Here is a 20,596-nt window from a genome sequence, read left to right as displayed (position 1 = left end):
TTCACAGGATTCTACTTCGGGAGGAATGTCTGATGAAAAAGATATTGGTAACGGGAGCACTCGGTCAGATTGGTTCAGAGTTAGTGATGAAGTTACGTGAGCTATATGGCGCGGATCACATTGTTGCTACAGACCTCAAGTCATCTGCCCACGAAATCACTCGCTCTGGACCCTTCGAGTTGTTAGACGTGACGAATGATAAAGCAATGTTCGAAATCGCCAAGCGATATGAAGTCGATACTGTTATCCATTTGGCTGCATTGCTATCAGCTACTGCAGAAGAGAAGCCGCTGCTTGCTTGGAATCTGAATATGGGTGGATTGATGAATGCACTTGAAGTATCTAGAGAGCTTGGCTGTCAATTCTTCACACCTAGCTCGATTGGAGCTTTTGGTCCTTCGACGCCAAGAGATAATACGCCGCAGGATACCATCCAGAGACCGAATACGATGTACGGTGTGAATAAGGTATCAGGTGAATTGCTTTGTGATTATTATTTCCATAAATATGGCTTGGACACAAGAGGATTACGTTTCCCAGGCTTAATATCTTATATGACACCTCCCGGTGGAGGAACCACAGACTATGCGGTGGAAATCTATTATGCAGCTGTAACGACTGGAAGGTACACATCTTATATTGCGAAGGACTCGAATATGGACATGATGTATATGCCAGATGCGCTGGACGCTATCATTAATTTAATGGAAGCGGACTCATGTCGGTTAGTACATCGGAACTCATTTAACGTTACCGCAATGAGTGTTGATCCGGAGGCGATCGCTGCGGCAATTCGAGAAGAAATTCCGAGCTTTATCCTAGATTATAATATTGATCCAAAAAGACAAGCGATTGCAGATAGTTGGCCGCATTCTATTGATGCAACAGCAGCTACAAGAGAATGGGGATTTCATGCCAACTATGACTTAAAGGCGATGACGAAGGATATGCTGGCAAAGCTGAGTGAGAGACATGTACTTCGTAAGGCTTAAATTTTTGATATTTTAGCTAGGTTAATCCATTGGAAATTATTAGGGATTAAAGCTAGTATACATGTAGTAGCAAAAAAATGTTGCAAGAGGTTGGGCGTTACGCAGATTATTTTTTGAATTATTATAATGAACCTTATTTGCACTATAAGCATTATTAACACTGAACAGATGTTCACTGGATATGCAGCATATATACGATAAGCTTCATACGAAATAAAAACTCTGTAGCGTGATTATAAAATAGCCGATACAGAGTTTTTTTATTTAAGAGTAATTTAAAATTATTACAACAAATAGAATATTGTTGCGTAAGCTTAAAGATGATGTGAGTCCAAAAGAATAAGATTGTAAACTAACTACATGTAAAAAATATAGATAAATTGCTAATGGGAAAGTATGTATGTGAGATACAATAGTAAATAAAAGTCAATTATATGCTTAAATCACTAAAACATAATCACAAAACTCGTATTTTGTACATATGTATATATGTTTGATATGACTCTGTTTTCTCACCTTGTTTTGTAGTCTCATACAAAATCACCTCTTTGTTGAGGAAAAAATACTAATTTGAAGCTTTACATATAAAATAAATGTATAAAGAAATTATTCATCTTTATTTTAGTGTCAAAAACTAATAAGATATATCTTATATCTGGATAAAAAATTCTAGCTAAGTTGGCATTTTTGTGTTGCTACTTAAGTAAGTCAGCATTATTTACCGCAATCTTCATTTCTTCATCTGTTAAGTATGTATAGATTATATTTGTTTGAACTTAAGCATCATCTAATTAATTCTTTAATTTTGAAATATGCTTATTTAACTATCAAAATAGTCTACTTTTCCTTATGTTTGTATGGATAGCTATCTTGTTCATATATATTAAAACCTATGACCTCCGGTGTCCCTTGGAATATTTTATCTTTGACTTTCCAATAGTAATAGATAACCTTTTCTTCATCTTTAAAAATAACTTTAGTATTGAATAACGGGGCTTTTGCGATTTCGGTTTTGATCGAAACAATATCTGAGGCAATATATCCCTTTTCTTGCAAATAAGCTTCTATATCTTTTGTCTGAGTTGACTTAAAGTAGCTAATAATTAAATATCCCCCTGTTACAATGACAATTAAAACTATTATTAAAAACGTAAATTTTTTCATAGCTATTATTTCTCCTTTTAAACGCTTGAATCTAGTTTACTACATATTACATTATCATTGTTTGGTACCCGATGCTGAATTTACTTAGCCAAAAAGAGCAAACCACTATGCATTATTCTTTATATTTTGCTCTTTATCTACGTTTTAAGATATTTCTCCCCTTTTACTAACCAGATGCTTGAGAAACCTGCAAACTTGTAGTGCAAAAATAGTACGTTGAAAGGAAAATATATATGATAAGAAACGACAGAGATACAATTGTAGAGGGTATCAAACATTTATGTGATGGAATTGGGCCATTCCAAAAAATGGATTCCCTTGAGGATTATTTTAAAATGCAAACGGATGTCTACGATACTTTTGGAGACGATTCGTTCGATATTTTAATAGACATTTTATTACATCCTCCTGATTTGGGACGCTTTGATCCGAATGATTTTGAATACGAATTACAAGAAGCTCTCACAGCGGTCGGGCGTAGAAACCCTCGCTATGCCTTAGATAAAATCGATGATCTGCTCGGTATCAAAAGTATACGGCTTGTCCTGATAAATATTATTGGTGGATTGGAAAATGAAGACGGTTTGTTTCTATTAGAGTCTTTATTGCAACAGTCAACAGAGTCGGATCCTTTGTCAGAAGATGAACTTATAGGTTTGGCTTGTGCGCTCCGTGAGATTAGAGGCAAGAAAGCAGTTGAACTTTTATCAAAAATGAAAGTTAGATATCGAAATCATTCATCTGATCTATTGGAATATATTGAAAATGGGTTAAAGGTACGCTAGAAGCTTTTTTAAAGTAATGAAGCAAAGCCCAGCAATTCTTTTGAACGTTCATCTTGGAGATGATGACCTTGCTGGGCTTATCTTGATCTGCAAAGGAACTATGCTCATGGATTCCTCTTTTTTGTCTCTGAGCTTCTATCTTTCCCCACGATTCTATCGCTTCTTCAACGCGAAAAAAGCCCCGCGAAAATTTGGATCCGCTGTGTGCAGATAGATTTTCGTGGGACTTTGCAGTGAGGTGACGCCGTTTTCTGCGAAAAAGCAGAGAACGGTTTTCTTTATATCTTACTCCTGTATCTTATTCCTTCTGTTTAAGAAAATGTCCTACCAGTTTGTACGCGGTATCAACTCGTACAATTGAACGTCAAGACCGAAATATCGTGGAAGATCAAGTTTATCTTTGCGCGTTTCTATCATGCTTACAATCTTTTAGGCAACTTTTAAGCATTTGCTTTCAAAAATAATCTTTTTTATGAATAAATATAAAAAATAAAGTAGTTTTGTTACGATAGAACCCTGGCGAAATGCTTTCTTTTTATCATTTTGTTTTAATTATGATAATGTAATCCGTCTTAAGTTTTATTCTTTACTAGGCTAAAGCCTTAAATAGAGCCTAGTCTTAGGTTTATTCCTCCTATTTTCAACGACTGCTATACTTCTTATTAAAATACACTTGTTTTTAAAGGAGTGAAGTCGTTTGGAAACTGATAGAATCAATAACAGAGCAACGAACCATCAAGACCCGAACATTATTCGGAAATCTAGAAAAGGATTGGTTGTTTTTTTTGCATGGCTTGTTCCTCTCACATTCCTCAGTTATATACTTGCAATCTACGTATCACCTGTATTTGGGCTTCTCCTTATGTGGTCGCCAGGATTATCATCTTTCTTGACCCGCCTCTTGTTACGTGAAGGATTTGCAGATATTTCATTTCGATTTCGAGGAAAATTAGCTTTACAATCGATTCCGTTTGTATTACTTTTTCCGGTCATTATTGGACTGCTTGCTTACGGTTTTGCATGGATAACAGGCTTAGTTGACTTTGTACATACTGACAACTCCTATGTGTGGCCCTTGATGATAAGCATTATTTATCAGATGTTTGTAGGGACATTAATCGGCATAATCAGCAGTGCTGGTGAAGAGTTGGGATGGAGAGGATATATGCTCAGCCGATTAATAACAGCAGATGTGCCAAAGCCGATTTTGACAAGTGGACTGATTTGGGGCGCTTGGCACCTCCCTGCTATTCTACTAGGCAGTTATTACTCGGGCCCTTCATTAATGCTATCTATCATCTTGTTTATGATCACAATTAGTTCATTTAATTTTATTATTAGCCACCTTCGCTTAAGCACTGGAAGCATATGGCCAGCCATCCTGCTTCATGCTTCCTGGAACGCTGTAATTCAAGATTCATTTGATGTAGCTACCAAAGGTGAAAATGCCTATCTATGGACAGGTGAATCGGGCATTTTGGTTACACTTATAATGTTGTTAGCTGTCTGGATATTTTCCAGAAAATCAATTTTTATGTATCGTACTCGCTGAAATTAATACAAAATATAGAAGGAAATGCACATACACAGTTAAGCAAAAAAAGCCGTACGAAAAGAGCAACCTCATTTGAGATTGCTCTTTTCGTATAACCATGTTGTAGCTTTTTCTTATTACCTATAAACTTATTTACTTTTTCTTATACTCCATTATCAGCATACATTCATCACTTATTCAATAATCTATAAATTACAACGGCTGTTTCTTCTTTGGTAATCTTCTGCTTAGGCTTGAATTGACCATTCTCGTAACCAATAAAAAGTTCTCCTCCTAATTTATTGATTGCTGTTTGTGCCCATGAAGGAATACTTTTTTGATCAGTAAACTGATAGACTACATCTTCTTGTTGCTTAATAAAGTTTTGTAAAATTGTAGCTGCTTCTGCTCTGGTTATTATTCGATCTGGTTTAAAGGTTCCGTCTGGATAACCTGAAACGTAGTTCAGTTCAGCCGCTTTTACTACATTTGAGGTATACCATTTTTCATCAATATCACTAAATAAATTAGATGCTGGCATAGAAGCAGTTGCAACTTCAAGCTGTTCATTTCTAGAGCGAAGTAACATGCTTATAAATTCTGCTCTTGTAATACCTGCTTTAGGATTGAACTTACCTGATTGATCACCATATACAATGCCGCGATCAGCTAGATCATTAATTGCACTCTCCGAGTATCGAGACTTCACATCAACAAATCGATTGGGTAGATTATTATCGTTAGTAGTTGGACGCACAGATAATGAAGTATCTTCCTCTGTTGTTTTATCCAGAGGTTGATGATCTATAGTCACTGCTGGATTCAAAACAGTCGAAGACACATTACCTACTGGCTTTTCTTTCGTTTTAAAAGTTATACGATGTACTTCCGATAGAATACCTGTTGAGTTTTCAGTCCATACATTTATTGTATAACGGTGAGCATCTGACAGGTTTTTGAGCTCGATCATTGGCGATGATGATCGCTGTATTTCATTTTTACCATCTGCAAAAACAAATACATCTAACTTGCTTCCATTTAGCACATTTATCGTTGCTGAAGATGTAGTGATATCATCGACTTGTAGTTGGAATTCTGAGAACGGATGCGTTTCAAATGAGAGCTTATACAAATCCCCCATAACTCCTGTTGAATTGACTGCACGAATTCCAAAATCGTTATATCTTGTACTGCTTGCTAGCTTATCTATATGCACTTCATTGTCCTCAACAGTTTGGATTAATGTATTACCATCATACACACGATAAGATGTGGCTCCCTTAAAATGTCCCCAACCTATAGTAACAGAATCAGAATGTAACGCTCGGATTGCTAAGACAGTAGATTGATTCGGAATAGGCGCTCCCTGATATTGTATCCATAAGCGCTCAGTACTTTCACCATCTCTACCTACAGCCGCAATTCCGAAAGAGGATAACATGCCAGCACCCGGGCTAGGTACATTAGCATTCAATTCACTGGTTGTTTGGATCAAATGACCATACATATCGTAGATACGGTAGTATAGAGCACCTTGAGAAGACGAAAATGATAATTGAACCTCATCATTTGTATTTGAATATACTTTTCCAGATTTAGGAGCAAGCGGTATCGTCTGAAATTGAAAAGATTGTCCAGCAGACTTGCCACTTTCATTGACAGCATATACATTTACTGAATACATTTCACCAGCGGTTAGGTCGTTTAAATCGATAGTTGACGTTGAACTTGTATACTCTTTTCCGTTGATGGTTGCAATATAAGCAGAAGCTCCCTTTACCGGAATAAACTTTATTTGTGCTGAAGTATAAGTGATATTGTCTATATGCACATCCTGATTAATAGACTCAGGCAATGTAATAAATGTACCATCAGCAGATTCTCCTGTTCCAAAATCATTAAAAGGAACTACTGAAATCGCATGAATACTACCTGGATTCAATTTAGTAAACTCATAACTTGCATGCTCTGTTGTTGCTGTTTTGATACCATCCAAATAGATATCATAACCTTTAGCACCACGCACATCTTTCCAGATATAAGTAGCAGATTCTGTGGTTATACTTTTCTGTATCAACGTTGTTGCCACAGGTAACGTCCACAATGAAATATTTTTAAAATTACTTTGCCCTGATGCATTGGTGACAGCGATCGAGTAATTGTAAGATGTTCCAGAAATAAGATTATGATCTGTAAATAGAATATTTGAATTGGGATAAGCTACATTATATTCGTTATAGGTAGCATCTGTAGCTGTTGTATAAGTTTCTTCGGTAACGGTTACGATATGCTTATCATCGCGGTTTACATCGTAATAAACATCTCCTGTTACACTGTCCCAGGATAGCTGTGCAAAATTGGTTCCAACCCCTACTATATTTAGACCAGCAAGCGAAGGTAAAGTCAAAAAGGTATAACGACTCTCTAAGCTTTGTCCTGATTCATTTACTGCATAAATACTCAAAGTATAGTTATGATTAGGAGTAAGTTGCTCAAATGTACGACTTGTATTCATACTTCCTTTTGAAATAAGGTTTCCATTTTTATCGGAAAGTTCATATAAGTAATGAGTAGCCGATGGAACAGATTCTAACGCTATACGAATAGAAGTCTCGGATAATGGATAGACGCCTTCGACTCTTGCAGCAGCAGGAATAGTCATATAACTATAGCTTACTGATTCACCTCTACCTGATACATTAATAGGTGTGATGATGTAAGTATATAGAGTACCTGGGTTTAAATTTGTATCTATAAATGAATGGCTACCAGCAGGTATATGTAATGTAGTTCCTGTTTGCTGATTAAACACTTCATAACTTTCATCTGTTCTCGATGGTAAAATCCCTTGAATACTGCCTGATGATAAAGAACTTACATGAATATCACTATTGGCAAGCTTTTCTGGTAAAGCTTTAATTTTAATTTCTTTTGAGCGTCCATACGACTCATTGCCGGCTGAATCTATTGCAAGCACATGAACATACCAAACTCCCTGCTTTTCGGAAGGTAATGCAAGAGAAAAGTTCTCGGTACCATCTGTCCACTGTGCATAGATGTCTGGACGAGTACTTTGCTGATTAACAAGATAACGAACAGATTGTAATGATCGATCAGCAGTTAGAACATGTACATCTACTTGATTAGCTTGCCAATCGGAGCCATCTGGTGTAAATGAAATTGTAGGGCCTTCTTTGTCAATATTTGAAACTGTGATTGTTTTGGAAGACTGGTTCCCTATCCAGTCATATGAAGTAAATGTATAATCACCATTCTCGGTCACATCGTATGACGTAACTCCTGTTGCTACACTATTGCCATTTGGAAGTGTGGTCTTGGTAATCCATGTGCCCGAATCTGTGGCAGATACATAAATGGTATTCCCGTAACGATTCAATGTATTGGATGCAAGCGATAGATTCAATTCTGGTTGACTATTATCCGTTAAAGTGATCGTTTGTGTAGCACCAATATTACCATTATTATCAACTGCGGCTACATGAATAAATGGAGTTTTAGCATCGGGATTCACGGTTATATGAGTCGCAGAAGTAGTCATAGATCCAGATGTAATTATTCCATTAGCATTATTATCTTGAGTTACGATGTATCCTGCTATACCAGAAGTGACTTTCACTTGAGTAGGATCTTGAACTGAACCTAACGAGCCATCTCTTAATTGACCTTGAATAGTGTATGTATAGTCTGATCCATTATCTAGTGGAGCTGTCCATGTTAGATCGACATTTTTATGTGAAGGTGCAAAGGCATAGTTCAGACTTTCAACCTTATTAGGTTTCTCCGTATCTACAGCAGTATTATCGTTATAATTTGAGTCATAACCCACATAGACTTGTTGACCATTTCGGTAGATAATGGCTTTTTGCGCATATCCAATTTTGAATTCGTCCACTTGCATAAGACCGTTAGTGGATGAGGTAAAACTAAGATTGGCTCCATACTTACCAAGATCAAACTGTGTCGTATCTGATGGAATATCTAGACTACGACTGTATGTTGTCCAATTGGGATGATATCCTATATCAGACATTCCGGTACCAAAATCTCCATACGGAAAAGTAACCAGCGAGTCTCCAGATTGAAATGTATATTCTCCATTGCTAGTCATACCTGATGCTCCAATAGTCGTATACCAGAAAGAAGAATTAGAAGAGTCTAGAACCAGCGACTGAGTAGCAGCTTGATATTTATAATAAGCAACTGCCCAATGCCAATCCGTATTTGCGGAACTAAGTATAGTTAGAAATTTTCCATCAGGCCAATTAGGGCTTCCTCCCTCCACATATATAGGAATGATTTGAGGCGTATTTGCCGACTTGCCCGGAACAATAGAAGTGACGTTTCTAAAGCGGACAACTCTTCCACTATCATCTGTCAATTGAAGCCCTTTTTTACCACGAATATCACCAAATTGAACTGCACTTTGATTCGTTGATCCAGATAAAGAACGCATATCGTATTGAGCCTGAAGCCGTGCTCCTTGCTGAAGACTTGCAATAGAAGTCCGAGCCAAACTGGTATCGCTAGATGTACTAGGATATCCATAAGCATTACCTTTACGATTCGTGATAGTATCGGCGATTTGTAATGATGTACCTTTATCGGTAGAGACATAAGATTGATTGCCCTGACTACCGCTACCACCATAATAAGTAGAAAATTGATTAGACTCAAAATTAGTTTTATATAGAACCTCACTATCTGGCATAATGACAGAAAAGTTCAATGCCACCGAGTTAGTCCCGGCTTTGGCAGATGTGATATCGGCTGTGACATTGGCAGCTTGAGCATTTGGGATTGGACCGAATACAGATGTTAATATAAGAAGGCTTAAAGAAGTTTGAAGTAGTTTACGATTAGATACCCAACGATGTAATTCACTATAAATAGTGGGTATTGCTTGTTGATCGATAAGTTTTTTAGAATTTTTCACAATATATGCTCCTTTACGAAAACAAAAAAAGCACCTCGCCACAGATACAAAGTATCTATAAGCGAGGTGCTTCCTCGTAACTTAATTTAATTGAGTTTATCATAACTGCATTTTAGAAAAAAAGCAAAGGGAATATTATATACATTAAAAATTTTTATTTCATACATCAAACTATAATAATCATAAAAAGCTCTACGATATTTTTTGTTTTTCCAATCCTTTTCTTTCATCTACTCTAAGATATTACAATCTGCTAAGACCTCTGGTTTAAAACGCATACTGTCTGACTCTGTAATCGGCCTAATCACTTTACAAGGAACTCCTGCTGCAAAAGAATGTGGTGGAATGTCCTGAGTAACTACACTACCGGCTCCAATAACACATCCGTCTCCTATTGTTACACCACCGCACACTGTTACATTTGCAGATAACCATACATCATTCCCAATCTTTACAGGTTTGGCATAGCATAAAGAATTTGGTACATTGTGCTGATCGATCATCTGTCGACGTTCTGAAGCTATAAATGGATGAACAGGTGTAACAATAGTAACATTAGGGCCAAAACTGGTATGATTTCCAATTTTGACTTTAGCATCATCTTGAACTGTAAGATTGTAATTAGCAAAAAAGTGATCCCCGATTTCGGTGTGAAGACCATAATGAAAAAAGATAGGTCCTTGTAAGAAACATCTTTCCCCCATGCTTCCGATAAGTTCGCCAAGCAATACCTCACGCTCTTCCACTTGATCTTCATAAGTATCGCTATACTGATGACTGAGCTTGTGAGCATTTAGTTTGATTTTTTTCAATTCAGGATGACCAGGGTTAAACAATAATCCATCAAAAATACGTTGTTCTTCACTCATAAAAATCACAGCTCCTTTAAAAGTAATCAAAACTTACAGTTGTTTAAATATCACTTATAAATAAATATAACTTTTTCCTCAAGCCTAAGAGTATATTAAATTCCGACATGAAGAATAGACTTATTGCTATGCGAAGCTTCAGTAGCTAGATCTATCAATGACTGTAATTCATGTTGTAAAGCATCTCGATGTATTTGAGTTCTAGTGCTTTCCCAGTAGCCTTCTTCTTTGCCTGTTTCTTTCCAAATAGTCTGACCTCTCAAACTGAATAATTCTGGTGCTTCCTCTATAAAAACAAGCCACTTTTCTAACAATTGTTTTAACTGTGATGTCTCTGCTGTATAGATTACTGTTAAGCCATAGTAATTAATACCTGTTGTTTTTTTCCTTGTAGCAGGATTGTAGGTAGGTATCCAATTCAAGAAATCCATTAAATACAAAATGATATTGTCTGCTAATACTACTTTTTTTGTCCATGTATACCGATTAGAGCTATACCACTCATACATTTTATTCATATCAAAATTAAAATCGTTACTAATTACAAAAAATTCATGTTCTAAACTCATTCAAATCACCTGGGATCATCCCGTATTTATGTATTGGTATACCTATAACCATCCTACCATAGATTGGCATAACTCCACTCTTTTCTATTACATATATCATTTTATTTTACAAAAATAATTCGAGATATCATTTAAAGCTCATCTGGTTATAACAAAAAAAGCCGCTGTTTAGCGGCTTTTTAGAAGATTTTCTTTGAATACTCTACACACTTTTTTACTGAATCGAAAAGACTTCTTTCTTGAGCAAACTTTCTGGTTTTTTACCAATAGGATCACTGTGGAAATAATTACGAATAACGCCGTCTTGCAGGTAGTTAGCGATAGAGATCATAATCATTCCTTGATCGAGAGCAAGATACGCCTTGGCAAGTTCACCGGTCTTTACATTCACAGAATCGTAAAAGCCATACTTGCCAGTCATCTTCAATTTTTGAAGTGCCTTGATATTCTTTTGGGCAGCTTCAGGAGCATATTCTAATGCTAAAAATGTGGCATGAGCTGTTACCGTTGCTCCGTCTTTGTAACCTGAGATGCCCAGAGGCGTAGCTGCAAATTCACTGTATCCAGTAGGTGTGGCAGCAGGTGAGAATCCCCATGCAGCATATCCTTTGTCTTTGGCGTATTGAATTTGTAATTGTACATATCGTTTGTTGTTAAGTCCAAGTGCGCGAGTACCTAATTCTTTTTCTTTAATGACCATACCAGGCATCAGCGCTTCGAACATGCTACCACCCCAGCTTGGGACGAATTTTGTCTTTTTATATACATAACTTCCTTCAAATACTTTTACTCCATCGTATTGGACGGTTTTGCCTTGAGGAACCTGAGATTGCCAGTCGAATTCTGCTGGCATTGTACGGTACATTTTCCACCAGTGTTCTTTGGGAACATCGCCTTTACCGATGGCAATATAACTGCCTACACGTGGTTCAGTATAAAAAGAACCGTAATGATGCTCTGTCAGTTCTCCTTTGGCTACATCATATCCACCGCGGAATTGACCAACTTCGGGATCATACAGTGTGGTGTAGTTCATCGCATTCACCAATTGGCTCGTCTGACCATGAAGTTCTTCATATGCCTGTCCAACCACAATTAGACCGGCTGACATCCACCCATTATCGACTTGAGAAATAAACTGCCCCCAATCTTTTTTTAGTGATCCATCATCTGTGTTATACCAGTTATAAAATAAACCGTTCCACTTATCCATCTTTTCCAAAGAATGAAGCGTCGTTTGCAAACGCGTGACTGCTTCTTGTTTGCTAATGATACCTAATTGCTGAGCAGAAACGGTACTCATCATATACATCGCAATATTGGTAGGCGAAGTTCGTTTAGCCTCTTCTGTTCCTTTATCAGTCGTTCTGACTTCATCATAGGTTAAGCCGGTAGTCGGATCAGTATAATCTGTAAAATAGGCATATGTTTTATTTGCAACCGCTTTCAATTCTGTATTGAATGTGGCCTTTTTACTTGAGGATGTTAAGGATGGTGCAGCAGAAACCATAGGAGTTAAAGTTAAACCAGTTAACAGGCAAAAAGCTACAAACAGACTTAACACTTTTACTTTGTTCATTTACTTTTCTCCTTCCAAATCAAATTTGAAACGTTTCGTCATTTATAATAACATGGATGTTTCATTACCGTAAACCATTAATTGATAACGCTTACTTAAAGGATTGATTTGGTAGACCTTTTTAACTATCAATGCGAAACGTTTCTTTTTAAGCAGTTTACTTTTATCTGCGATCAGCATTTTTTATATATTGAACATAGGTTTACTAGATTTAAATAAGGTGCTGGATATAACAAAAAGAGAACGATCTATAATAGACCGTTCCCTTTTTTACTATACAAAATATATGTTAGTGATCCAAAAATACAAGTTGGATCAAGAATAACACTGCGAAAACATAGAAAACGGGATGAACTTCTTTACCTTTACCGCGAAGTAATTTGAGTAACGGATAGAAAATGAAACCAAAACCAATCCCTGTAGCAATACTATGTGTTAATGGCATCAAGATAATAATCAGGAAAGCAGGAAAAGCTACTTCGAGATCTTTCCAGTCAATCTTGTTAATTACGCTGATCATAAAATAACCCACGATAATCAATGCCGGTGAAGTAATCGCTGGAATACCGGATAGTACACTTACAATCGGTGCAAAGAATAACGTAAGCGCAAGCAGTATACTTACTGTAATCGCTGTAAGCCCTGTTCGACCACCTGCTGCAACACCTGTACTGGATTCAATATAAGCAGATGTTGGACTTGTTCCTAGTAAAGAACCTGTTGTCGTCCCTACTGCATCTGCTAATAATGCACCACGCGAACGCGGGAATTTGCCATCTTTGTTAAGCAATCCTGCTTGTTCGGCAACACCAAGCATCGTTCCTGTTGTATCAAATAAAGTGATTAGTAAGAAAGTAAATATAATCGTATACAGACCATTTGAGAATACTCCTGCTAGATCCAGTTGGAAAGCTGTTGTAGACAACCCTTGTGGCATAGCCATAATCGATGCAGGCAATTGGAACAATCCTAAAATCCAAGCAAGAATCGCTGTAACGACCATACCAATAAACAGATAACCTTTTACATTATACGCCATCAAAACGACAGTAATCAGTAATCCGATAATCGTTAGATACGTCATAGGCGCTGTTAGATTACCAATCGTAATTAGATTAGATTCAGAAGCGATAATGATACCGGAGTTCTGTAGACCAACTGTTGTAATAAAAAGTCCAATCCCTGCGGTAATCGCATGCTTCAAACTTGCCGGAATCGCATCAAGCAACATATAACGGAATGAAGTTACAGATAAGATAATAAACAAAATACCTGCGATAAATACGGCACCTAGCGCAACCTGCCAGGTTACACCATATCCGCCAACCACACTATAGGCAAAAAATGCATTCAGACCCATACCCGGTGCTAACACAATCGGATAGTTAGACCATAACCCCATAATTAGAGTCGCTACGATACTTGCTAGAATAGTAGCAATAAATACTCCATTAAAATCCATACCAGTACTGCTAAGTATGCCTGGATTTACGATAACGATATAGACCATCGTAAAAAATGTAGTCAATCCTGCAATAATTTCTGTTGAAACGGTCGTGCCTCTTTCTTTGAGTTTGAACCAGTTATCCATGCTAAAGGCATCCTCCACGCCATATCTATTCATCAAAGCTAAAAATCCTAATGTTCTTATAGGATGATGTGCTATATACTCCTATAATAATCATAAGGATTGAATGTAGATGCTTATGAATAAACTCAAGGCAATTATATTTATAATACGTTTTAAATCTGACGTCCATTTCGAATTTTAATGAATATAACGTATATTGTCAATGAAATATTGTTATTTAGATCGCTAATTACGAACTATCTATTTATTTTCATGTTTTTTATTCGTTTTTATTTAAGAAATAGTAACTCATCTTTTATTGCTTGTTCTTAACTTATGCTTACCAGTATGTTAGATACTTTGATGCTGATTGAATACAGAAAACGATAATTCACAACCAAAAAGACAGCCTATCTGGCTGTCTTTTCTAGTATCATAGTCAGTATTTACTATAATATGATTATTAATTACTTGTATATTTTACCCAATCATACTCTGCATACAATGGATTGGCTCCGTTATACGCTCCTAACCAATCATCTACACCTTTACCATTCCAGATATTCATCATAATTTTGCCTGCATTGGTTGGAATATTCGTTGTTGCTGTATGCTTGAGCACACCATCTACATACCATTTGATTGAATTTGGCTGCCAGTCAAAAGCATACGTATGGAAACCTTGTGAAGCATCAAAGCCCAAGTTAATAACTTTTTCATGATTACCTACACCATTGGTATAATAGTTAAATTGTACTTTGGTAGTATCTTTACCTAGAAATTCAATATCGATCTCATCCCATGGTGTACCATCTGTAGGGCCTGTGTAGGTGAAAAAGGAAGAAACAATACCTGTATTTTTGGCAGGCTTCATACTCACTTCATATAGACCGTATTTATATTTGCTAGTCGAACGATATTCAGCACAGTCAAATTTATTCGTAGCTGAACTGGTTAGACCTAATCTCAGCTTACCATCACTTGTGAAATTGGCATTATTTGCACGCCATGTACAATTGAACATATCTCCATTAGAGTACCCATCTGCTTTTTGCCATGTGCTTGCATTAAAATACGTTAATGGTTCCCAAAATACAGTTCCTGCAAAAGCGCTTACCGACACAAACAGCGAGAGCATACCTGTAATTACTAATGTTACCCAAGATTTCTTCTTCATAAATACCTCCATCTGGATATGAGATCAAAGTAATATTCTAAAAGGCTAGCTAGTCCTTTACACATCCTCTACTAGCTATTCAATCGTAACAACTTCGCCTACGTATTAAGAACCAAACTGCCAGTAATCCACATTAAACAGATTCGCATTGCCTGATCCTGTAAATACAAGATATACATTGTGAGTACCTGTTACATTATTAATAGTTGTCTGCATTTCTTTCCAGTTCTGCATCCCTCCAGTCGAAGTTACTTTCAATGTGCCTACTAATGGACCGGTGTCACTATCTAATCGCACTTCAATATTTCCACCAACAGTACCAGCTACATTCGCTTTGAATGTTTTCGCTCCGCTAGAACCGAAGTCTGCTCTACCTACAGCTACCCAATCACCATTGTTAATATTCGTTACATTAAGATTACTAATTGGGCCACCACTTGCTTGGGTCGGTTCTGTAGCAATGCCGGCTTGCCATCCAATCGTTTCTGCTTCTACTCTGGTATAAGGATTAAGATTCGACAATTGAGCGACTCCAGTCATATTCGCTTGTACTTCAGCAATACTGCCATCTGCATTGTGTACTAATTTATTGATATGTGGAGAACGGTATCCTTTTCCTGTTCCAATTTGAGCTTTACTTACCGTTTGTGCATGGTACACGACATACCATTCGTTTTTAAAATTAAAGACAGCATGATGGTTGTTACCACCTACACCGAAAAAGTTATATGGATTTTTGAGGAAATGACCTTTATACGTAAAAGGCCCCATCGGATTATCACTTACCATATAGCCGATTTCGCCTGCTGGATATTGTGCAGGATGAGTACCTGCAAAATTGATGCAGTACGAATAGTAGTATTTTCCGTTGTATTTATGAATACCTGAATCTTCAAACATATAAGGAGCATCAATAGTGGTCGCGCTGCCATTCACACTAATCATATCTGCTCCTAATTTGATCACTCTAGCCGTTTTCGGATTGGCAATCGAAGCAGGGTCAGATTCATTAGGGATTCCGCCGCCGCTATACAAATATCCTGTACCATCATCATTGACAAGCACAGCAGGATCGAAAAGCCATGTCACTCCTGCCATACCAGGCGTACTTTGTGTTACCAACGCTTTGCCTATTGGATCTGTCCAGGGGCCAATAGGAGTATCTGCGGTTAACACACCGATTCCTGCTCCACCATTAGCAAAGTATAAAAAGAATTTATCTTTTCCATTTACTTTTTTGGTCGCTACGGCTGGAGCCCATGAGTTGCCAGCCCATTTAGCGATTCCTTTGCCACCATTTTTGTTATTTACTCCAGCAACAGGTATCGTTCCATGATCAGTCCAATTCACCATATCTGCTGAAGAAATGACTTGAATACGATCAAGTGAGCTAAAATCATTTTCTTTAATCGATCCATCACTGTTATACACATAAGTATCGCTAGACATGTAAATATACACTCTTCCGTTATAGACCAATGAATACGGGTCAGCTCCAAGTTTGTGATCCACTAAAGGATTTGAATTACCCGGCAACTTGGCCAATGGTCGATTTGCAGCATCAACACTTGCTGTAGCCAAAATACTAAACAACAAAGCGAAGGAAAGAAATAAAGCCACACATTTTCTACTCATCTGCGTACCTCCATAATTTTGTATAGTATAAAACTGAGCTATCCATTATTTTAGAACTAGAGAATAGACTCAGAGTTGTACTAGCAAGAAAAATAAATAAACACCTAAATGTTAACGCTTACATAAATCACTAAAAAATAAGTACCAACATATTGTTGGTAATTGGTCACACCCATTAAAAAGTATAAATATGTATTTAATTGAAAATAATGTTTTATTGGAATTATCATAACATGACCTCTATCATATAACAACATTCTGACATATAATAATAACGCTATCGAATATCTAGTACATATATTAATCTTAGAAAGAGCCAATGAAGCTATCTATCGGCTCTTTTGTTTAAGCTTGTAGCAGTCTAGATTCAATCATAATCATGTGTTCTACGCGTTCTTTAATCAACCATTTTCCGTTTTGGCGTATATAATGGTTGATTGTGAACCAGAAAAAAGAACGACTACCTATAGATAGTCGTTCTTTTTGTGTATGATTAATTATTAAATTAAAGACGCACATTTAAGATTCTACAACTCTTTCCAATAAATCGCCTAATTTTTCTGCCATTTCTCTGGATGAGTAAGGCATTTCATTTTTGATCCACCATTCTACTACGCCAACATAAGCATTAGCTACGAACTCCGCGACGATTTCTTCGCTATGTCCTTTATTTTTACCTTTCGTGATATCGATATCTTTTTTAAACTCTTTAATATTATGTTCTACAAATTGATTGCGGAAAAAAGAAGCTCCTTAACTTGCTAACATAGTCGAAAAGAATAAATAATTTTCTTCTAAGTACTCAATACAATGTACTGTAGATTCGAACCAGTCGAGATCGGCTTCTGTCTCACAGATCGTAGACATATTCAGGATATGCTCCTCAATCATTTTATCTAACAGATCAAATTTATCCAGATAATGAAGATACACTGTAGCACGATTGATATTGGCTCGATCTGCGATATCTTGAATCGTAATGTTATCAAATTTCTTTTCTGACATCAGTTCTAAAAGTGCTTTTTTAATCGCTTCTTGGGTTCTCAATACTCTTCGATCTATTTTGACAATCAGAACTCAGCACATCCTTCTCTATATCATCCAACATACATATAAAATACAATTATTTTAAATTATAGACATTTGTCGCAAAAACATCAATTGTAGTCTATCTTACATATCTTTATCAAATAGGTGTACATAAAAAGCTAGTACAGTGCTTGTCAAAAAGCGACTATACTAGCTTTGGAGCATCATACGATTACATCGCTTTATATAATATCTGTTCGTTAGAGAAACGTATTATAACTGATCGAACCATTCATCTTCTACTGGTTCTAACCAATCTGTTTCTCCTGGCGTCATTGCTAAATGAACAAACCAGCTATCTTTAGTTGCCCCATGCCAGTGTTTGACATTTGGCGGAATATTGACAACATCACCGGTTTGAAGCAATTGAGCAGGCTGTCCTTCAGCTTGATACCATCCTTGACCACCGGTCACTAACAACACCTGACCGACATGATGAGCATGCCAGTTGTTACGAGCACCTGGAGCAAATGTGACATTTCCGATAGCTGTATTTAATGGTGCAGGATCTGTAAATACCATTTGCAAATACGCATCGCCGACAAAGTTAGCTTTGACTTTTTCACCCAAAGGAAAAATAGTACTATTTGATAAATGTTCGTTTTCCATAGTTGATACCTACTTTCTATTATTGATAAGCGTATCTATTAGTTACAATCAAATCGTATAAACGAATCAGTGATTACGCTATTCTGATTGTTCTGCTGCTTCATTCACACAACGTAAACCATTCAAACTTCGTGGATATCCGATATAAGGCAGACACTGAGAAATGATCTTAATCAGAAATTTTTTATCTTGCCCCAACCTTATATTAGCCGCTGCATGACTGGTTAATTGAGGTTCACAACCTCCTTGTGCCAGTAGAAAGCAAAATGTAATCATTTCTCGTTGTAAATGATCTAGACCTGTTCGAGTATAGTAATCGCCAAAGCAATTAGCCGCTAGCCATTGATTTATATGCTTGGTATCTGCTGCGCCTGATTTCCAGAAGTCTTTCATACTATCTCCAAAGATATCGACTTGTGCTTGAATCCCTGCTTCCAGTCGATTGTCTGTCGTAGTGGTAGATTGATTCGGTAAAGGCAATGCAATACCCTGAGCTGTCAAAATATCATTAGCCGCATGCAAAAAAGGTAAAACACGTCCTATCCCCAGATAAGCGACAGACTGATATACAATTTCTTTTATTTCTACAGGCGTTACGTCAAAGTTAAGCGCTGCTGGAACCATAGCTTTGAATTCATCGATTCCTTGACATCCGATTAATGTAGATATAATAGCTATCATTCGAGTACGATCATCCAGATCATCTTGATTCACAACTTCATCGAAAGCAAAATTATCAAATAATTCGATAAATTCAGGATCTGTTTCTGCTAACTTCGATTGGGAATGAGGAAACATCTTTTCGTAATATTGCTTAGCGGCGGCTGTGATATTCATCTTATCTGCTCCTTTTGGAATAAATTAGAAATCTTTACACTAAAGTAGACATATCAATCACAAAGCGATAACGTACATCACCATCAAGTACACGTTGGTACGCTTGATCTACCTGACTAGCATCAATGACCTCAATCATTGGCACGATATTATGTTGAGCTGAAAAGTTTAACATTTCTTGTGTTTCCTTGATTCCGCCTACATTCGATGCGCTTATACTTCGGCGACCTGCAAATAAAGAAAATACATTATATTGATCAGGCTGATTAGGTAAGCCCAGATTAACAAGCGCTCCATCTACATTCAAAATAGATAAGAAAGCATCTACATCGATATTGGCGGATACGGTATTAATAATCAGATCAAATTGACCTGCTAGCTCTTGGAATGTAGCCGGATCGGTTGTTAAATAATAATGATCTGCTCCAAAAGCATAAGATTCATCTTTTTTATTAGCGCTATGACTCAATACGGTCACTTCTGCTCCCATTTTATAAGCAAATTGAACAGCAAGATGCCCCAGTCCGCCCATGCCAAGCACAGCTACTTTTGTACCTTCTTTCACACCCCAGTGCTTGAGCGGAGAATACGTTGTAATGCCTGCACACAATAGCGGACTCGCAATATCTAGTGCTAACTGATCAGGAATATGCAGTACAAATTGCTCTTTGACAACAATATGTTGGCTATATCCGCCATATGTTAATTCGCCATCGTAACCTGTAGCATTGAATACAACGACAACCCCTTTTTTGCAGAATTGTTCTTCTCCTTTAAGGCAAAATACACATTCACCACAAGAGTCTACAAAACAGCCTACACCGACTCGATCGCCGATCTGAAAAGTAGTTACTTCGCTACCTATCGCAGTCACTATGCCTGTAATCTCATGTCCTGGAACCATCGGAAAGACACCTCTGCCAAAATCGTCATGTGCGTTATGAATATCAGAGTGGCAAATACCACAATATTGGATATCGATTGCAATATCATCTGCTCGCAATTCTCTTCGTTGGATAGTTGTAGTTACAAATGATGCTTGGGCTGTAGGAACACTTAATGCCCGGGTTGTTGGATGAGTATGATGATTACACATATTATAAATTCCTCTTTTCATTCAAATAAGAGTAATCTTGCTATGACTCTATTATGAAGGATTCCCAAAAAATCGAATATCCTGATCATCTCGAATGATTGCCTAATTATCTCAATCCATTTTATATAGTTATGGTA

Annotated in this window: 14 protein-coding genes and 1 pseudogene; 3 read left to right on the top strand and 12 right to left on the bottom strand. The window is 37.0% G+C overall.

Annotated features, from left to right (window positions below; translation table 11 throughout):
* Positions 1–32: 32 nt before the first annotated feature.
* Complete coding sequence (locus ACFSGI_RS10820) at positions 33–992, top strand: L-threonine 3-dehydrogenase (protein WP_204824144.1); 960 nt, start codon at positions 33–35, stop codon at positions 990–992.
* Positions 993–1,829: 837 nt separating this feature from the next.
* On the opposite strand, the gene ACFSGI_RS10815 is transcribed toward ACFSGI_RS10820, so the two are convergent.
* Positions 1,830–2,156 (bottom strand): DUF3139 domain-containing protein, encoded by a 327-nt coding sequence (locus ACFSGI_RS10815; RefSeq protein WP_204824143.1) that lies wholly within the window; start codon positions 2,154–2,156, stop codon positions 1,830–1,832.
* Positions 2,157–2,389: 233 nt separating this feature from the next.
* On the opposite strand from ACFSGI_RS10815, the gene ACFSGI_RS10810 reads away from it, so the two are divergent.
* Both ACFSGI_RS10810 and ACFSGI_RS10805 read left to right on the top strand, forming a co-directional pair.
* Positions 2,390–2,941 carry a hypothetical protein gene (locus ACFSGI_RS10810; protein WP_204824142.1) on the top strand — a complete coding sequence of 184 codons (552 nt, stop codon included), beginning with the start codon at positions 2,390–2,392 and terminating at the stop codon, positions 2,939–2,941.
* Positions 2,942–3,830: 889 nt separating this feature from the next.
* A complete protein-coding gene (locus ACFSGI_RS10805; protein ID WP_204824141.1) occupies positions 3,831–4,493 on the top strand; it encodes a CPBP family glutamic-type intramembrane protease in 663 nt (220 codons plus the stop codon).
* Positions 4,494–4,665: 172 nt separating this feature from the next.
* Here the strand turns inward: ACFSGI_RS10805 and ACFSGI_RS10800 are convergent, their stop codons facing one another.
* The 11 genes and pseudogenes from ACFSGI_RS10800 to ACFSGI_RS10750 form a co-directional block, all read right to left on the bottom strand.
* Positions 4,666–9,429, bottom strand: a complete 4,764-nt coding sequence (locus ACFSGI_RS10800) for an S-layer homology domain-containing protein (RefSeq protein WP_204824140.1) — start codon at positions 9,427–9,429, stop codon at positions 4,666–4,668.
* A gap of 230 nt (positions 9,430–9,659) precedes the next feature.
* A complete protein-coding gene (locus tag ACFSGI_RS10795; RefSeq protein ID WP_204824139.1) occupies positions 9,660–10,298 on the bottom strand; it encodes a sugar O-acetyltransferase in 639 nt (212 codons plus the stop codon).
* A gap of 95 nt (positions 10,299–10,393) precedes the next feature.
* Positions 10,394–10,867, bottom strand: coding sequence for a coagulation factor 5/8 type-like protein (locus ACFSGI_RS10790; RefSeq protein ID WP_204824138.1), 474 nt, complete (start codon positions 10,865–10,867; stop codon positions 10,394–10,396).
* A 214-nt stretch (positions 10,868–11,081) separates the two neighbouring features.
* Positions 11,082–12,446: a glucoamylase family protein gene (locus tag ACFSGI_RS10785; RefSeq protein WP_204824137.1), complete on the bottom strand. Its 1,365-nt coding sequence runs from the start codon at positions 12,444–12,446 to the stop codon at positions 11,082–11,084.
* A gap of 289 nt (positions 12,447–12,735) precedes the next feature.
* On the bottom strand, positions 12,736–14,037 hold the full coding sequence (locus ACFSGI_RS10780; protein WP_204824136.1) for an NCS2 family permease: 1,302 nt from the start codon (positions 14,035–14,037) through the stop codon (positions 12,736–12,738).
* 442 nt (positions 14,038–14,479) lie between these two features.
* Entirely contained in the window at positions 14,480–15,193 is a 714-nt protein-coding gene (gene bglS / locus ACFSGI_RS10775) for a beta-glucanase (protein ID WP_204824135.1), read from the bottom strand.
* A 105-nt stretch (positions 15,194–15,298) separates the two neighbouring features.
* A complete protein-coding gene (locus ACFSGI_RS10770; protein WP_204824134.1) occupies positions 15,299–16,828 on the bottom strand; it encodes a glycoside hydrolase family 43 protein in 1,530 nt (509 codons plus the stop codon).
* A 519-nt stretch (positions 16,829–17,347) separates the two neighbouring features.
* Positions 17,348–17,899 (bottom strand): annotated as a pseudogene (locus tag ACFSGI_RS10765) (TetR/AcrR family transcriptional regulator).
* A gap of 231 nt (positions 17,900–18,130) precedes the next feature.
* Positions 18,131–18,526 (bottom strand): cupin domain-containing protein, encoded by a 396-nt coding sequence (locus ACFSGI_RS10760; RefSeq protein ID WP_204824133.1) that lies wholly within the window; start codon positions 18,524–18,526, stop codon positions 18,131–18,133.
* A 78-nt stretch (positions 18,527–18,604) separates the two neighbouring features.
* Positions 18,605–19,363: a carboxymuconolactone decarboxylase family protein gene (locus tag ACFSGI_RS10755; protein WP_204824132.1), complete on the bottom strand. Its 759-nt coding sequence runs from the start codon at positions 19,361–19,363 to the stop codon at positions 18,605–18,607.
* Between the two features lie 34 nt (positions 19,364–19,397).
* Complete coding sequence (locus ACFSGI_RS10750; protein ID WP_204824131.1) at positions 19,398–20,459, bottom strand: NAD(P)-dependent alcohol dehydrogenase; 1,062 nt, start codon at positions 20,457–20,459, stop codon at positions 19,398–19,400.
* Positions 20,460–20,596 lie beyond the last annotated feature (137 nt).

The sequence above is a fragment of the Paenibacillus nicotianae genome (assembly GCF_042681745.1).
Lineage (GTDB): Bacteria > Bacillota > Bacilli > Paenibacillales > Paenibacillaceae > Saccharibacillus > Saccharibacillus nicotianae.
The sequence above is the reverse complement of the archived record's forward strand: the minus strand, read 5'-3'. Positions and strand labels throughout refer to the sequence as shown.

Bases quoted from the DNA above. Each gene is read 5' to 3' on its own strand.
- ACFSGI_RS10820 (WP_204824144.1), top strand. From the start codon at position 33: ATGAAAAAGATATTGGTAACGGGAGCACTCGGTCAGATTGGTTCAGAG.
- ACFSGI_RS10815 (WP_204824143.1), bottom strand. From the start codon at position 2,156: ATGAAAAAATTTACGTTTTTAATAATAGTTTTAATTGTCATTGTAACA.
- ACFSGI_RS10810 (WP_204824142.1), top strand. From the start codon at position 2,390: ATGATAAGAAACGACAGAGATACAATTGTAGAGGGTATCAAACATTTA.
- ACFSGI_RS10795 (WP_204824139.1), bottom strand. From the start codon at position 10,298: ATGAGTGAAGAACAACGTATTTTTGATGGATTATTGTTTAACCCTGGT.
- ACFSGI_RS10790 (WP_204824138.1), bottom strand. From the start codon at position 10,867: ATGAGTTTAGAACATGAATTTTTTGTAATTAGTAACGATTTTAATTTT.
- ACFSGI_RS10785 (WP_204824137.1), bottom strand. From the start codon at position 12,446: ATGAACAAAGTAAAAGTGTTAAGTCTGTTTGTAGCTTTTTGCCTGTTA.
- ACFSGI_RS10780 (WP_204824136.1), bottom strand. From the start codon at position 14,037: ATGGATAACTGGTTCAAACTCAAAGAAAGAGGCACGACCGTTTCAACA.
- bglS (WP_204824135.1), bottom strand. From the start codon at position 15,193: ATGAAGAAGAAATCTTGGGTAACATTAGTAATTACAGGTATGCTCTCG.
- ACFSGI_RS10770 (WP_204824134.1), bottom strand. From the start codon at position 16,828: ATGAGTAGAAAATGTGTGGCTTTATTTCTTTCCTTCGCTTTGTTGTTT.
- ACFSGI_RS10760 (WP_204824133.1), bottom strand. From the start codon at position 18,526: ATGGAAAACGAACATTTATCAAATAGTACTATTTTTCCTTTGGGTGAA.
- ACFSGI_RS10755 (WP_204824132.1), bottom strand. From the start codon at position 19,363: ATGAATATCACAGCCGCCGCTAAGCAATATTACGAAAAGATGTTTCCT.
- ACFSGI_RS10750 (WP_204824131.1), bottom strand. From the start codon at position 20,459: ATGTGTAATCATCATACTCATCCAACAACCCGGGCATTAAGTGTTCCT.